A 14,983-nucleotide genomic window follows, 5' to 3' on the forward strand; every position below is an offset into this window, starting at 1 on the left:
AAGGATTCAGGCTTTTTCGTGATCCCGGCTGGAGCTTACCCTATATTTCGCCGGCATCACGATCATGTTTGGAAACAAGCGTTAATCGTTGGGTCGAATGCCATCGATCCGGACCACGAATACTGTCGGGTGGTCGATGGGCTTGATGCGCAGGCCAGCTGTGGCTGAGGCAGTCAGGAGTGCGTCGAGGTGGCTAAGGCGAATAGGCTCTGCGGCGGAAACCAAGACTTCCCCACCCAGGCACAGGACGAGGGTCGCTCTGCTTTCAATCCCGATTTCCAAAGGGTTCGACATTACGAGGCGTTCGACGGAATGCCTCATGCGGCCACGCCGGGTCATCACGTTAAGATCGGTGATCGGACCGGCGATCAGTTCGGCACTGGTCGGCCGGTCGGCTGGAAAGGAAAACGGCGCTGAAGCGGCGGTCAGGCACGCCGGCGGCTCGCCGGCGACATCAAGAATGATCCCCTCGCCTTCCAATACCGACAGGGTGCGGTCAATGCCGGCAAAGCTGGAGAACGGCCCGCTGCCTTCGACGCGGGCCATCGAGACACGCCAATCGAAGGTGTAGAGCCCGGCATCGGCCGGCGAGACGGCGATTTCCGTCGTCACGCCGCCGCCGTTCTTCCACGGCATCGATTTGTATTCGGCTGCCCGCAGGACGCGCATCGGTCGGCCTACTATCCCAGAATGCCGGGCAAATTGAGCTGATGCTCCCTGGCGCAATCGATGGCGATGTCGTAGCCGGCGTCGGCGTGCCTCATGACGCCGGTCGCCGGATCATTCCACAGCACCCGCTCCAGGCGCCTGGCTGCCTCAGGCGTGCCGTCCGCGACGATGACCATGCCTGCATGCTGGGAAAAGCCCATGCCGACACCGCCGCCATGGTGCAGCGACACCCAGGTAGCGCCCGATGCCGTGTTGAGCAGAGCGTTGAGCAGCGGCCAGTCGGAAACAGCATCCGAGCCGTCCTTCATCGCCTCTGTCTCGCGGTTCGGCGAGGCGACCGAGCCGGAATCGAGATGGTCGCGGCCGATGACGACAGGCGCCTTGAGTTCGCCTTTGGCGACCATCTCGTTGAAGGCGAGGCCCAGCCGGTGGCGGTCGCCGAGGCCGACCCAGCAGATGCGCGCCGGCAAGCCCTGGAAGGCGATGCGCTCGCGCGCCATGTCCAGCCAGTTGTGCAAATGGGTGTTGCCGGGCGTCAGTTCGCGCACCTTGGCGTCGGTCTTGTAGATGTCCTGCGGATCGCCGGAAAGGGCCGCCCAGCGGAAGGGGCCGATGCCGCGGCAGAACAGCGGCCGGATATAGGCCGGCACGAAGCCTGGGAAGGCAAAGGCGTTCTCGAAGCCTTCTTCCTTGGCGACCTGGCGGATGTTGTTGCCGTAGTCGAGCGTCGGCACGCCGGCGTTCCAGAAGGCCACCATCGCCTCGACATGCTCGCGCATCGAGGCGCGGGCGGCTTTCTCGACTGCTTTCGGGTCGGACGTGCGCTTCTCGCGCCACTCGGCCAGCGTCCAGCCCTTGGGCAGATAGCCGTTCAACGGATCGTGCGCCGAAGTCTGGTCGGTGACCATATCGGGGCGCACGCCGCGCCGCACCAGCTCGGGCACGATATCGGCGGTGTTGCCGACCAGGCCGACCGACTTCGCCTCGCCTGCCCTGGTCCAGCGCGCGATCTTCTCCAGCGCCTCGTCAAGCGTATCGGCACGCTCGTCGACATAGCGGGTGCGCAGCCGGAAATCGATGCGGTCGGGATCGCATTCGACGGCCAGGCAGCAGGCGCCGGCCATGACGGCCGCGAGAGGCTGGGCGCCCCCCATGCCGCCGAGGCCGCCAGTCAGGATCCATTTGCCCCTGAGATCGCCGCCATAGTGCTGGCGTCCGGCTTCGACGAAGGTCTCGTAGGTGCCCTGCACGATGCCTTGCGTGCCGATATAGATCCACGAGCCGGCCGTCATCTGGCCGTACATCATCAGGCCTTTCCTATCGAGCTCGTTGAATTTCTCCCAGGTCGCCCAATGCGGCACCAGATTGGAGTTGGCGATCAAAACGCGCGGCGCGTCCGGATGGGTGCGGAAGACGCCGACCGGCTTGCCGGACTGCACCAGCAGCGTCTCGTCCTCGCCAAGCGTCTTCAGCGAAGCGGCGATGCGGTCGAAATCGTTCCAGGTGCGCGCCGCCCGGCCGATGCCGCCATAGACGACCAGTTCGTTGGGATTTTCGGCGACATCGGGATCGAGATTGTTCATCAGCATGCGCAGCGGCGCTTCGGTCGTCCAATACCTGGCATTGAGCTTGTCGCCGCGGGGGCTGCGCACTTCGCGGATGTTGTGGCGAGGATCGGTCATGTCGTCACTTCCCTTTCAGATGAGTGCGGCGAGGCGTCAGCTCTCGACCCACGAAATCGCGGTCTCGAGGATGGATGTCAGCGTGGCGCGGATCGGCGCGGCGAAGGCGGCGTCGTAAGGCACCGGCCAGTTGTCGGGCGCGCCCTTGCCTTCGGGCTCTCGCATGTAGCCGCGGTTGGACAGTTCCATCTGCAGCGCATGGACGCCGTTTTGCGGCTGGCCGAAATGGCGCGTGATCCACCCGCCCTTGAAGCGGCCATTGACCACGAAGGTCTCGCCGGTCTCGGCCAGGATCCCGGCGACCTTTTCCTGCAGCGCCGGATCCGTGCTCTTGCCGTCATTGGTGCCGAGATTGAAGACCGGCAGCGTGCCATCGAACAGGCGCGGCAGCACAGAGCGGATCGAGTGGCAGTCATAGAGGACGATTTTGCCATGCAATCCGCGCAGCCGGTCGATCTCGGCCTGGAGCGCGGCATGATAGGGCATGAAGAATTTTCGGCGGCGCTCGTCGATTTCCGACGGCCCCGGTTCCTCGCCTGTACGGTAGAGCGGATCGCCGTCGAAGGTTTCGGTCGGGCACAGCCCGGTCGTCGCCTGACCAGGGTAGAGCGAGGCGCCTGACGGATCGCGATTGACGTCGATGACGGTGCGCGAGATGGCGGTGTGCACGACGGTGGCGCCAAGACCTGCGGCGAAATCATAGAGCTTGTCGATCCACCAGTCGCAGTCGCGCTGGCCAAGCCAGCTCGAGACCAGCCGGTTGTCGAGACCGGCGAGATCGATGCCGGTGTGCGGCATGGAAACCAGCAGCGGCGCGGTGCCTTGTTTTACCGTCAGCCAAGGAGGTGTCATGCGAGGCCTCCGAAGGTTGGAGCTCTACGGCTGGGATGAGAAGGAACGTAACCTACCATGCCAAGCATTCTCATGAGGCAATTCCCGGCAGCGCCACCGCGCTCGCCGCCTTCACCGCTGCACCGCTGCGCACCATGGCGATGGCTTTCTCCATGTCGGGATGGAAATGCCGGTCGTTGTCGAGATGCGGCACCTCCGCCCTGACCAATTTGCGCACCGCTTCGAGTGCGGTGCTGGAAGCGAGCGGCGCGTGGAAATCGCAGCCCTGGGTCGCGGCCAGCAACTCGATGCCGATGACGGCCGTGGCGTTCTCGACCATGCCGATCAGCCGGCGCGCACCATGTGCGGCCATCGAGACGTGATCCTCCTGGTTGGCCGAGGTCGGGATCGAATCGACGCTTGCTGGATAGGCCTTCTGCTTGTTTTCGGAAACCAGCGCTGCCGCCGTCACCTGCGGGATCATGAAGCCGGAATTCAGGCCGGGCTTCGGCGTCAAAAAGGCGGGCATGCCCGACAGCGCAGGGTCGACCAGCATGGCGATGCGGCGCTCCGACAGCGAGCCGATCTCGCAGACGGCGAGTGCGATCATGTCGGCAGCGAAAGCCACCGGCTCGGCATGGAAATTGCCGCCCGACAAGGCGGTGTCGTCCTCGGCGAAGATCAAGGGATTGTCGGTGACGCCATTGGCTTCCGTGCCGAGCGTGGCGGCCGCCTTGCGCAACACGTCCAGAGCGGCCCCCATCACCTGCGGCTGGCAGCGCAGGCAATAGGGATCCTGCACGCGCTCGTCGCCGACGCGGTGGGATTCGCGGATGGCGCTGCCGGCCATCAGACTGCGCAGCGCATTCGCCGTCTCGATCTGGCCGCGATGCTTCCTCAAGAGATGGATGCGCGGATCGAAGGGGGCGTCCGAGCCCCTGGCGGCGTCGGTGGACAGTGCACCCGCGACCAGTGCCGACTGGTAGAGAACTTCGGCCTCGAACAAGCCCGCCAGCGCGTAGGCGGTCGAGAACTGCGTGCCGTTAAGCAGCGCCAGCCCTTCCTTGGCGCCAAGGATGACAGGCTCCAGCCCATGCGAGACGAAGGCGACCTTGGCCGGGAAGCGGCCATGCGGCGTGAAGCATTCGCCGACGCCGATCATCACGGCCGTCATGTGTGACAGCGGCGCGAGGTCGCCGGAGGCGCCGACCGAACCTTGCGCCGGCACCACCGGGATGACATCGTTGGCCAGCATCGCTTCCAGCAGCTCGATGGTGCGCGACCGCACGCCGGAGGCGCCCTGCGCCAGGCTGGCAAGCTTCAAGGCCATCATCAGCCTGCAAACAGCGACCGGCATCGGCTCGCCGACGCCGGCGGCGTGCGAGAGCACGATGTTACGCTGAAGCGTTTCGAGATCCTGGGCAGGAATGCGGACGCTGGCCAGTTTGCCGAAACCGGTGTTGATGCCATAGACCGGCTCGCCCTTGGCGACGATGCGTGCGACAGCCTCCGCACTCGCCTTGATCTTTGGCCGGCAGGCATCGTCGAGCCTGGGCACGGCGCCGCGATAGATGGCGCGCCAGTCGGCCAGGGTCACGTTGCCGGGTTTCAGTACGAGTTCGGTCATTGTCCTCTCCAGATGCGCGCGTGCAAGGGGTTGAAGCCCATGCGGTAGACGAGTTCGGCAGGGCGCTCGATGCTCCAGATCGCTAGATCGGCGGATTTGCCCGCCTCCAGCGTGCCGGTCTGTCCGAGCAGACCCAGTGCGCGGGCGGCTTCGCGGGTCACGCCCGCGAGGCATTCATCGACCGTCATGCCGAACAAGGTCGCCGCCATGTTCATGGTCAGCAGCAACGACGTCAGCGGCGAGGTGCCGGGATTGTTGTCGGTGGCGACGGCCATCCTGACGTCATGCCTGCGGAATAATTCGATCGGAGGTTTCTTCGTTTCGCGAATAAAATAGTAGGCGCCGGGCAGGATCGTCGCCACGCTGCCCGATGCAGCCATTGCCGCCGCGCCTGCCTCATCGGTGTATTCGAGATGATCGGCCGACAACGCGCCATAGCGCGCGGCGAGTTCGGCGCCATGCAGGTTCGACAATTGGTCGGCATGGAGCTTTACCGGCAGGCCAAGCGCCTTTGCGGCTTCGAAGACCCGTGCCATCTGCTCGACCGAAAACGCGATGCCTTCGCAGAAACCATCGACGGCGTCGGCAAGCCCGTCGGCAGCAATGGCCGGCAGGATCGTGGCGGTGATGAGATCGATGAAGGCGTCCTTGTCGCCCTTGGCTTCCGGCGGCAAGGCATGGGCGCCGAGAAAGGTCGTGCGGATCGTCACCGGGCGCTCGGCGCCCAGGCGGCGCGCCGCGCGCAGCGACTTTTTCTCGTTTTCCAGGTCAAGGCCATAGCCGGACTTGACCTCGACGGTGGTGGCGCCCTCGGCGATCAGCGCATCGAGACGCGGCAGTGTCTGAGCGACCAGTTCGTCCTCACCCGCGGCACGCAAGGCCCTAACCGACGAGACGATGCCGCCGCCGGCCCTGGCGACCTCCTCATAGGTGGCGCCGGCCAGCCGCATCTCGAACTCGTTGGCGCGGTCGCCGGCATGGACGAGATGGGTGTGGCAGTCGATCAGGCCGGGCGTGATCCAGCGGCCCTCGCAATCGACGATCTCGGCACGCTGCTCGAACGCCGCCGGAATATCGGCTTCGGCGCCGGCATAGACGATGATGCCGTCACGCGCGGTGACGGCGCCCTTTTCGACGACGCCCTGCCCTGCCCCTTCGGCAAAAGTCGCCAGGCGCGCATTGCGCCATATGCGAACCGCCGCCGCCCGGCTCCTGCTTTCTCCAGCCATCATATTTTCCCTTTGAAAGGATGGCGGTTATGTATATACATATTAAAAAGCACCGCAAGTGCTATTGTCATCATAAGCCAGGATTCGGAGAACAACGTGACGGCGATCTTTGCGGAACAGGCGCTTCTGCCGGAAGGCTGGCGAAGCAATGTGCGCATCGCCCTGGGCGGAGGCCGCGTTGCGGCAATCGACGCCGGGGTTGCGCCGAACACCGGCGACGAGCGCCACGCCATCGTCCTGCCGGGCATGCCCAACCTGCATAGCCACGCGTTCCAGCGCGGCATGGCCGGACTTGCCGAGTTGCGCGGCCCGTCGGCCGACAGTTTCTGGAGTTGGCGCGAGGTGATGTACCGTTTCGCGCTGTCGATGACGCCCGACCAGGTCGAGGCGGTAGCCGCCCAGCTCTATGTCGAGATGCTGGAGGCCGGCTTTTCGCGTGTGGGCGAATTTCATTATCTGCATCACGACCGCGACGGAAAGCCCTACGCCAACATTGCCGAAATGGCCGAGCGCATCGCGGCCGCCGCCGCAGAAACCGGCATAGGCTTGACGCTGCTGCCGGTCTTCTATGCACACTCTTCTTTCGGCGGCGCGGCTCCCAACGAAGGTCAGCGCAGATTCCTCAATGATGTTAACCGGTTCTCACGCCTGGTTGAGAAAAGTCGCGAATGCGTTCGCGCCTTGAATCAAGCGGTCATCGGCGTCGCCCCCCATAGTTTGCGTGCGGCGACGGTCGAGGAGTTGCGACAAGTCGCTGCGATGACGCCGGACGGACCGATCCACATCCACGTCGCGGAACAAGTGAAGGAGGTCGAGGACTGCATTGCCTGGTCGGGCGCGCGTCCAGTCGAGTTTCTGCTTGGCCATGCCAATGTCGACCGGCGCTGGTGCCTGATCCATGCCACCCATATGACCGATGCCGAGACCATGGCGATGGCAAAAAGCGGCGCGATCGCGGGGCTGTGCCCGATCACCGAAGCCAATCTCGGTGATGGCATTTTTGCGGCGCCGCTGTTCGCGCAACATGGCGGCCGCTTCGGCGTGGGCTCCGATTCCAACGTGCTGATCGGCCTGCCGGACGAGCTTCGGCAACTCGAATATTCGCAGCGTCTTGCCCACCGCGCCCGCAACGTGCTGGCGGTCGCCGGCGGCTCGACCGGCCGCGCGCTGTTCGACGCAGCGCTTGACGGCGGCAGCGTCGCCCTTGGCGCCGGCGCCTCGCGGATCGCCATTGGCGCATCCGCCGATCTCGTCTCGCTCGACCACAGCCAGGCTTCGCTTGCCGGCAAGGCCGGAGACGCGATCCTCGACGCCTGGATCTTCGCCAACGGCACCAAGATCGATTGCGTCTGGGTGCACGGCCAAAAGCAAGTCAGCGGCGGCAGGCACGCCAGGCGCGACGCCATCGCGGCGCGTTTCCGCAATGTCATGACCGCGCTTTCGGCAGGCTGATCAGGGACAGCCCATGAGCATGGTGGCGACAGCGGAGACGGAGGGCGGCGAGACGGTGTCGCTGCATCAGCGTATCCTGTCCGACATAAGCGAGAAAATCCTGTCCGGCGCCTGGGCGCCGGGGCATCGCATCCCGTTCGAGCACGAGCTGACGACCGAATATGATTGCTCGCGCATGACGGTGAACAAAGCACTGTCGCAGCTTGCCAAGTCAGGACTGATCGAACGCCGCCGGCGCTCAGGCAGCTTCGTGCGTCAGCCGCAATCGCAAGCGGCGGTGCTGGAAATCCACGACATCAGGATCGAGGTCGAAGCGCTCGGCCTGCCCTATCGCTATGAGCGGCTGGCGCGCCTGAAGCGGCGCAGCAGCGCGCAAGACCGGTCGCTGCTCGGGCTTTCTGCCTCGGGTTGGGTACTATCGCTGGAATGCCTGCATTTCGCCGGAGAGCGACCGTTCGCGCTCGAAGAGCGGCTGATCAATCTCTCCGCCGTCACGGAAGCCGGCGAGGAAGAGTTCCTCGACATTGCACCGGGCCCGTGGCTGATCGGCCGTGTGCCATGGAGCGAGGCCGAGCATCGCATTCGTGCTGTTGCCGCCGACGAGCGTGTTGCCGATGCCCTCGACATCGACCTGAGCGCGGCCTGTCTTGTGGTCGAGCGCCGGACATGGAGCGCCGAGCACCCGGTCACCCATGTGCGCTTCACCTATGCAGCCGAGAGCCACACGTTGGTGGCAAGATTCACGCCGTCACACGGATAGCATCTCTTCCCTTCTCCCCTTTTTGCCTCGCAAGGAAGGGGAGAAGGGAAAGCGCAGCGCCTCAGATCGCCGCGGTGATAATGATCTCGACCAGATATTCCGGACCGGCGAGCTTGGCTTCGCCGGTGGCGCGTGCGGGTGTGTGGCCCTGCGGCACCCACTTGTCCCATTCCGAGTTCATCTCGGCGAAGGTGCCCATGTCGGCCAGCCAGATGATCGCCTGGACGATCTTGGTCTTGTCGGTGCCGGCCTTGGCCAGCAATTCGTCGATCGTCGCCAGAATATCGCGAGTCTGCGAGGCGACATTGCCGCCCGGCTCTCCGACCTGGCCGGCCAGATAGACGGTATTGCCGTGAATGACGATCTGGCTCATGCGCGGGCCAACATCGATGCGACGAATGCTCATGGGAGGTTTCCTTCCTTTGTGGTCGCGCCTCTTTAGAGTTGGCACCGGCTTCGGGCAAGGCCGAGCGTTCCAAATCCCCTTGGACCAGCAGCGCCGGAGGGTCACGGCAAGTTGAGCCGGCAGCCACAATTCCGCTCGATTGGCTTGTTGACTAATGTAATAACATCACATATCCAATCGGCGCTGCCCGGCAGCCGCACTACCGCCCCACGGACCGTCAAATGACCGAAACCTGCCTGACATTCCGTGACCTGACGCTTGGCTATAACAGCCATCCGGCGATCCATCATCTGGACGGCATCATACGCAAAGGCTCGCTGACCGCCGTCGTTGGCGCCAATGGTTCGGGCAAGTCGACGTTGATGAAGGGTATCGTCGGCGTGCTGAAGCCGATGGCCGGCGCTGTGACGCGGGCGCCTGGCGTGCGCGCCGCCTATCTGCCGCAGCAGTCGGAACTCGACCGCAGCTTTCCGGCCCGGGTCGTCGATCTGGTCTCGCTCGGCCTGTGGCCGAAACGCGGGCTGCTCGGCCGCCATACCAAGGAGGATCGCCAATCCGTCAGCGAGGCGTTGATGGCGGTCGGCCTTGGCGGCTTCGAGACCCGCCCGATCGACACGCTGTCGGGCGGCCAGTTGCAGCGCACCTTGTTTGCCCGCGTGCTGTTGCAGGATGCGGATCTAATCCTGCTCGACGAGCCGTTCAACGCCGTCGATGCAAAGACGATGGGCGATCTTATTGCGCTGATCAAGCGCTGGCATGGCGAGGAACGCACAATCATGGTCGTCGTCCACGACCTCGACCTTGTCCGGCAGAATTTTCCCGAAACGCTGCTGCTGGCCCGCCAGCCTGTCGCCTGGGGCGAGACGAAGGAGACGCTGCGGCCTGAGAATCTCCTGCGGGCCAGGCGCTTCCATGAAGCGTGGGAAGAGAACGCGCCATGGTGCGAGCCGGGCGGACCCGATCATGACCATGACGGACATGATCACAATCATGATGAGCCTGCCCATGCACAGGATCGTCACCACCATCATGGCGCCGGACCAAGGGCTGCATGATGAACGTCTTCTACGAACTCTTCATCGCGCCTTTCGCCGATTTCGCCTTCATGCAGCGGGCGCTGTTCGGCTCGTTGATGCTGTCGCTCGGCGCCTGTCCGGTCGGCGTGTTCCTGATGTTACGGCGCATGAGCCTCTCGGGTGACGCCATGGCGCACGCGATCCTGCCGGGCGCCGCCGCCGGCTTCCTGCTTTACGGGCTGGAAATCCTGCCGATGACCATTGGCGGCCTGATCGCCGGCATCGTCGTTGCACTCGGCGCGGGCGCCGTCTCGCGATTCACCATCCAGCGCGAAGACGCCTCGATGGCCGCCTTCTACCTGATTTCGCTCGCCGTCGGCGTGCTGATGGTTTCGGTCCGTGGCTCCAGCGTCGACCTCATGCATGTGCTGTTCGGTACGGTGCTGGCGCTCAACGATGAAGCGCTGACGCTGATCGGCGGCATCGTGCTGGTGACGCTTGCCAGTCTCGCCGTCTTCTGGCGGGCCTTGGTCGCCGAATGCCTCGACCCGCTGTTCCTGCGCTCGGTCAGCCGGTGGGGCAGTCCGGTGCATTTCATTTTCCTCGGCCTCGTCGTGCTCAACCTCGTTGGCGGCTTCCAGGCGCTGGGCACGCTTCTGTCGGTCGGACTGATGATGCTGCCGGCCGCCGCGGCCCGTTTCTGGACCGTGCGCGTCGAACCGATGTGCGTGCTGGCCGTGCTGATCGGCTTTGCCTCCTGCATCGCCGGACTGCTTCTGTCCTACCACGCCTCGCTGCCCTCAGGCCCGGCGATCATCCTGTCGGCAGGCGTCGTCTATTTCGCCTCGATCCTGTTCGGCACACGCGGCGCGCTGCGCGCCCGCATCATCCATCACCGTCATCGGACGGCCTGATCCACCCCAGCCTCCAAGGAGACCGCCCATGTTGAAATCGATCCGCGCCGCCCTTACGATGAGCGTTATAACATTAACTGCTCTCGACGCGTCGTCGGCCTTTGCGGCGCCCTTGAAAGTGGTCGCAAGTTTTACCGTCATTGCTGATTTCGCCAGGAATGTTGGCGGCGACCGCGTCAACATCACCACCATCGTGGGACCCGACGGCGATGCGCATGTCTACGAGCCGAGCCCGGCTGATGCGGTAGCCATGGCGGGCGCCGATCTGGTGCTGGTCAACGGCCTGCATTTCGAGGGCTTTCTACAGCGGCTGGTCGATGCCAGCGCCACTAAGGCCTCGATCGTCACCCTGACCAAGGGCGTGGCGGCGATCGACTTCAAACCGGAATTCGCCGATGCGGACGCGGCGGAGGGCGCGGGTACCGGCGGCGGCAAGACGGTCACCGACCCACATGCCTTCCAGTCGATCGCCAACGCCAAGATCTATGTGAAGAACATTGCCGAAGCGTTCTGCGCGGCCGACAATGATGGCTGCGTCAGCTACCAGACCAACGCCGCGGCTTACACAAAGAAGCTCGACGCGCTCGAAAGCGAGGTGAAGGCGGCGATCCAGTCCATCCCCGAGGCAAAACGCGTTGTCATCACCTCGCATGACGCGTTCGGCTATTTCGAGCACGAATACGGCCTGACCTTCCTAGCGCCGGAGGGCGTCTCGACGGATTCCGAACCGTCGGCCGCCGACGTCGCCAAGCTGGTCGAGCAGGTCAAGCAGGACAAAGCGGCGGCGATCTTCGTCGAGAACATCACCAATCCGCGCCTGATCGAGCAGATCGCCAGCGAGACCGGCATCAAGGTCGGCGGCACGCTCTATTCCGACGCGCTGTCGCAGCCCGAAGGCCCGGCCTCGACCTATGTCGACATGATGCACAACAACATCACGCAGATCAAAGGCGCGATCCTCGGCAGTTGAGCCGCTCCGACCCAACCGGGCCCTCGCGGCCCGGTTGGATTTTCCGGTCAGCACTCGCTATTTGGCAGAGAAATCCCTCGGCGTGGATTGCCGGCCGTGCCGGGGAGTGGCAAGACTGCCCAACCAGATTGCGAGGACACCACAATGGAATACCGCGAGATCAGCGAGGACTATTCGGTCTCGGGCCAGATCCAGCCCGAGGACGTCGCCGCCATCAAGGCAGCCGGCTTCAAGAGCGTGATCTGCAACCGGCCGGACGACGAGCAGCCCGGCCAGCCTTCGGCCGACACGCTCAAGGCCGCAGTCGAGGCTGCCGGGCTTGCCTTCCGCTACATCCCCGTCATCAGCGGCCAGATCACGGCGGAGAATGTCGAGGACCAGGGACAAGCGCTCGACGAGCTGGAAGGCCCGGTGTTCGCCTACTGCCGTTCCGGCGCCCGCTGCACCAATCTCTATGGGCTGATTCAGCAGTCGAAGGGTTAGATTGGCAGCGCGCCCGTCTCCTTGAGCGTCTCGAGCACAATCGCCGTCTTGACGTGCTGCACAGATTCGTGGGGCAAGAGCACGCCATTGACGAACTCCGACAATGATTTCAGGTCGGGCGTAACCACCTTCAGGATATAATCCATTTCGCCGGTCAGCGCGTGCGCCTCCTGCACTTCGGGCAGCCGCGCCACCAGTTCGCCGAAGCGCCGCGCATTGTCGCGGTTGTGAGTGGCCAAGGTCACCGAGATGACGTTGACCAGCGAAAAGCCCAGCCGGTCGCGGTCAAGCACGGCGCGATAGCCCTTGATATAGCCGTCCTCCTCAAGCCGCTGGCGGCGGCGCGAGCATTGCGAGGCCGAGAGGTTCACCCGCTCCGAAAGGTCGTTGTTGGTGAGCCGTGCGTCACACTGCAACAGCGCCAATATCTTGCGATCAAACTGATCAAGACGCGTATCATTCATGATACTTCCAAAAACCATGCACATTTCATGCATCAGATAAACATTTCAAGCGTTTGAATGCAAGCACCGTGCGACCTGCCCGCGCTATGATGAGTTGAGATGGCCCATCCAGGCCAAGCCAGCTTCCGGAGGATTATCATGGGTCCCTTCCCGCACGACGCCCCGCCCGCCAAGATCAGCAAGACCAACCCTGCCGGCACCGACGGTTTCGAGTTCGTCGAATTCGCGCATCCGGAGCCGCGGAAGCTGGCCGAGTTGTTCACCCGCATGGGCTACGTAGCCGTGGCCAGGCATCGCACCAAGGACATCACCGTCTGGCGGCAAGGCGACATCAACTATGTCGTCAACGCCGAGCCCAGCTCGCATGCGATGAAGTTCGTCGACAAGCATGGCCCATGCGCCTCCTCGATGGCGTGGCGGGTCGTGGACGCCAAGCATGCCTTCGAACACGCGGTATCGAAAGGAGCCACGCCTTACGAAGGCGCCGACAAGACGCTTGACGTGCCGGCGATCGTTGGCATCGGCGGCTCGCTGCTCTACTTCATCGAAACCTATGGCGAGAGGGGTTCGGCCTATGATGCCGAATTCGAATGGCTGGGCAAACGCGACCCCAGGCCGGAAGGCGTCGGCTTCTATTTCCTCGACCACCTCACGCATAATGTCTACCGCGGCAACATGGACAAATGGTGGGGTTTCTACCGCGACCTGTTTGGCTTCAAGCAGATCCATTTCTTCGACATCGACGGCAAGATCACCGGGCTGGTCAGCCGGGCGATCACCTCGCCCTGCGGCAAGATCCGCATTCCGCTCAACGAGTCCAAGGACGACACCAGCCAGATCGCCGAATATCTGAAGAAGTACAATGGCGAGGGCATCCAGCACATAGCGGTGGGCACCGACGCGATCTACGAGGCCACCGACAAGCTTGCCGCCAATGGGCTGAAATTCATGCCCGGCCCGCCGGAGACCTATTACGAGATGTCGCATGCACGCGTGAACGGCCATGACGAGCCGATCGAGCGCATGAAGAAGCATGGCATTTTGATCGACGGTGAAGGCGTGGTCGACGGCGGCACGACGAAGATCCTCTTGCAGATCTTCTCCAAGACCGTGATCGGACCGATCTTCTTCGAATTCATCCAGCGCAAAGGCGACGAAGGCTTTGGCGAAGGCAATTTCCGCGCACTGTTCGAATCGATCGAGCAGGACCAGATCAAGCGCGGCGTGATCAAGGTGCAGGCCGCGGAGTAGATCGACCCCGACCAGGCGGCTTGCGGTTCGATAAATTATGACCTAAATTATGGTCACAAAGGATCGAGCCATGAATGTTTCCATCGCCGAGGCCAAGGCCAAATTGTCGGAACTCGTCAGCCGCGCGGAAGCCGGTGAAGAGATTGTACTCACGCGCCACGGCAAGGTGGCTGCGCGTATCGTGCCTCCGGCAGCGGCGGAACCCTTGCCGCGTATCGGCGCGTTGAAAGGCAAGATCTGGATTGCGGACGATTTTGACGAACTCGGCCCCGAATGGGACGAGTACGTCAAATGATGATCGGCCCGTTTCTCGCCGATACACATATCATCCTTTGGTCGATTTCGGACGATCGACGTCTCAGCAAGCACTACCGCGCCATCCTGGCTTCGGAAGCGGTGGTGTTCGCCAGCGCGGCAAGCGTCTGGGAAATTGCCATCAAGCGCTCAATCAGAAAACTCGATGCGCCGGATGATCTGCCAACACTGCTTCCAAGGATGCAATTTCAGCCGCTCGCCGTCACCTTCCAGCATGCGAACGCTGTCGCTGGCCTACCCCACCACCATGGCGATCCATTCGACAGACTACTGATTGCGCAGGCGCAAATGGACAAACTAACCATCATGACATCCGACCCGCATTTCGCCCGCTACGACGTCGCCCTGACATAAGCAGTGGTCTCACAAACCCAGCCGTCCAACCTCCTCCTGCCTCAGCTTCAAATCATAATCGAGCAGGAACTCGTCGAGTTGCGGCGGCGCGACCGACGTGCCGGACAGCATCGCGTGCACCTGGCCGCGATGGTGGATGTCATGCAGGAAAACATGGGCGAGGATATCGCCGATCTTTTCCGGGATCATGCCGTCTCCACGCCGGTCAGTGATGACATGGCGGTCGAGGTCGGCTTCCAACAAGGCATCGCAGAAGGTGATCAGCCTGCGGTCGAACTTGATCTGGGCCACTGACAAATCGGCTGCGTTATCGAACGGCACGAAATCATCGTACACCGCGGCGCCGATACCGCCCTGCTCCAGAAAATCGAGATAGAGAAGATCGACCGCAAGGATGTGGTTGAGCGTCGTCCTTATCGACGGGAAGAAGCTGATGCGATTGGCTTCGAATTCACCAGGCCCCAGCATAAGCACGGCGCGGTAGAGCCGGTCGTTCGACCAGCGGTTGTTGCGGGCCATTCGGCGCAGATGATCAAGCAGGTTCATCCTTCAACTTCTTG

The 14,983-nt window shown here is 63.3% G+C and carries 17 protein-coding genes; 9 read left to right on the top strand and 8 right to left on the bottom strand.

The window, feature by feature from the left end:
- Positions 1–81 precede the first annotated feature (81 nt).
- The 5 genes from FJ942_RS14520 to hutI form a co-directional block, all read right to left on the bottom strand.
- On the bottom strand, positions 82–669 hold the full coding sequence (locus FJ942_RS14520; protein ID WP_140898017.1) for a HutD family protein: 588 nt from the start codon (positions 667–669) through the stop codon (positions 82–84).
- 11 nt (positions 670–680) lie between these two features.
- Positions 681–2,351, bottom strand: coding sequence for a urocanate hydratase (hutU, locus tag FJ942_RS14525; protein ID WP_140521725.1), 1,671 nt, complete (start codon positions 2,349–2,351; stop codon positions 681–683).
- Between the two features lie 36 nt (positions 2,352–2,387).
- The gene (gene hutG, locus FJ942_RS14530; RefSeq protein ID WP_140494141.1) at positions 2,388–3,203 is read right to left on the bottom strand and encodes an N-formylglutamate deformylase; all 816 of its coding nucleotides are present in this window, start codon (positions 3,201–3,203) and stop codon (positions 2,388–2,390) included.
- Positions 3,204–3,273: 70 nt separating this feature from the next.
- Complete coding sequence (gene hutH / locus FJ942_RS14535) at positions 3,274–4,809, bottom strand: histidine ammonia-lyase (protein WP_140898019.1); 1,536 nt, start codon at positions 4,807–4,809, stop codon at positions 3,274–3,276.
- On the bottom strand, positions 4,806–6,038 hold the full coding sequence (gene hutI / locus FJ942_RS14540) for an imidazolonepropionase (RefSeq protein WP_140565160.1): 1,233 nt from the start codon (positions 6,036–6,038) through the stop codon (positions 4,806–4,808). The genes hutH and hutI overlap by 4 nt, the downstream gene beginning before the upstream one ends.
- A gap of 96 nt (positions 6,039–6,134) precedes the next feature.
- Here hutI and FJ942_RS14545 point away from each other — a divergent pair, with 96 nt between their 5' ends.
- Entirely contained in the window at positions 6,135–7,490 is a 1,356-nt protein-coding gene (locus tag FJ942_RS14545; protein ID WP_140565158.1) for a formimidoylglutamate deiminase, read from the top strand.
- Positions 7,491–7,503: 13 nt separating this feature from the next.
- Positions 7,504–8,250, top strand: coding sequence for a histidine utilization repressor (hutC, locus tag FJ942_RS14550; RefSeq protein WP_140521715.1), 747 nt, complete (start codon positions 7,504–7,506; stop codon positions 8,248–8,250).
- Between the two features lie 61 nt (positions 8,251–8,311).
- On the opposite strand, the gene FJ942_RS14555 is transcribed toward hutC, so the two are convergent.
- Positions 8,312–8,656 carry a RidA family protein gene (locus FJ942_RS14555; protein ID WP_056562755.1) on the bottom strand — a complete coding sequence of 115 codons (345 nt, stop codon included), beginning with the start codon at positions 8,654–8,656 and terminating at the stop codon, positions 8,312–8,314.
- A gap of 221 nt (positions 8,657–8,877) precedes the next feature.
- Between FJ942_RS14555 and aztA the strand changes: the two genes are divergently transcribed.
- The 4 genes from aztA to FJ942_RS14575 all read left to right on the top strand — a co-directional run bounded on the left by aztA (position 8,878) and on the right by FJ942_RS14575 (position 12,039).
- Entirely contained in the window at positions 8,878–9,711 is an 834-nt protein-coding gene (gene aztA / locus FJ942_RS14560; protein WP_140494152.1) for a zinc ABC transporter ATP-binding protein AztA, read from the top strand.
- Positions 9,711–10,586 carry a zinc ABC transporter permease AztB gene (gene aztB / locus FJ942_RS14565; RefSeq protein ID WP_140515812.1) on the top strand — a complete coding sequence of 292 codons (876 nt, stop codon included), beginning with the start codon at positions 9,711–9,713 and terminating at the stop codon, positions 10,584–10,586. The genes aztA and aztB overlap by 1 nt, the downstream gene beginning before the upstream one ends.
- Before the next feature lie 28 nt (positions 10,587–10,614).
- The gene (gene aztC, locus FJ942_RS14570) at positions 10,615–11,556 is read left to right on the top strand and encodes a zinc ABC transporter substrate-binding protein AztC (protein ID WP_140494154.1); all 942 of its coding nucleotides are present in this window, start codon (positions 10,615–10,617) and stop codon (positions 11,554–11,556) included.
- 144 nt (positions 11,557–11,700) lie between these two features.
- Positions 11,701–12,039: a TIGR01244 family sulfur transferase gene (locus tag FJ942_RS14575; protein ID WP_140494156.1), complete on the top strand. Its 339-nt coding sequence runs from the start codon at positions 11,701–11,703 to the stop codon at positions 12,037–12,039.
- Here the strand turns inward: FJ942_RS14575 and FJ942_RS14580 are convergent.
- Complete coding sequence (locus FJ942_RS14580; protein WP_140494158.1) at positions 12,036–12,503, bottom strand: Lrp/AsnC family transcriptional regulator; 468 nt, start codon at positions 12,501–12,503, stop codon at positions 12,036–12,038. The genes FJ942_RS14575 and FJ942_RS14580 overlap by 4 nt on opposite strands.
- A 138-nt stretch (positions 12,504–12,641) precedes the next feature.
- Here FJ942_RS14580 and hppD point away from each other — a divergent pair, with 138 nt between their 5' ends.
- The 3 genes from hppD (at position 12,642) to FJ942_RS14595 (ending at position 14,423) form a co-directional block, all read left to right on the top strand.
- Positions 12,642–13,754, top strand: coding sequence for a 4-hydroxyphenylpyruvate dioxygenase (gene hppD, locus FJ942_RS14585; protein ID WP_140761668.1), 1,113 nt, complete (start codon positions 12,642–12,644; stop codon positions 13,752–13,754).
- Positions 13,755–13,824: 70 nt separating this feature from the next.
- Positions 13,825–14,049, top strand: coding sequence for a type II toxin-antitoxin system prevent-host-death family antitoxin (locus tag FJ942_RS14590; protein WP_023813589.1), 225 nt, complete (start codon positions 13,825–13,827; stop codon positions 14,047–14,049).
- The gene (locus FJ942_RS14595) at positions 14,046–14,423 is read left to right on the top strand and encodes a type II toxin-antitoxin system VapC family toxin (RefSeq protein WP_140494162.1); all 378 of its coding nucleotides are present in this window, start codon (positions 14,046–14,048) and stop codon (positions 14,421–14,423) included. The genes FJ942_RS14590 and FJ942_RS14595 overlap by 4 nt, the downstream gene beginning before the upstream one ends.
- A gap of 9 nt (positions 14,424–14,432) precedes the next feature.
- Here FJ942_RS14595 and FJ942_RS14600 read toward each other — a convergent pair whose 3' ends face one another.
- Entirely contained in the window at positions 14,433–14,969 is a 537-nt protein-coding gene (locus FJ942_RS14600) for a DinB family protein (RefSeq protein ID WP_140817026.1), read from the bottom strand.
- Positions 14,970–14,983: the final 14 nt, after the last annotated feature.

Origin of the sequence: Mesorhizobium sp. B2-4-2 (genome assembly GCF_006442845.1) — a bacterium.
GTDB lineage: Bacteria > Pseudomonadota > Alphaproteobacteria > Rhizobiales > Rhizobiaceae > Mesorhizobium.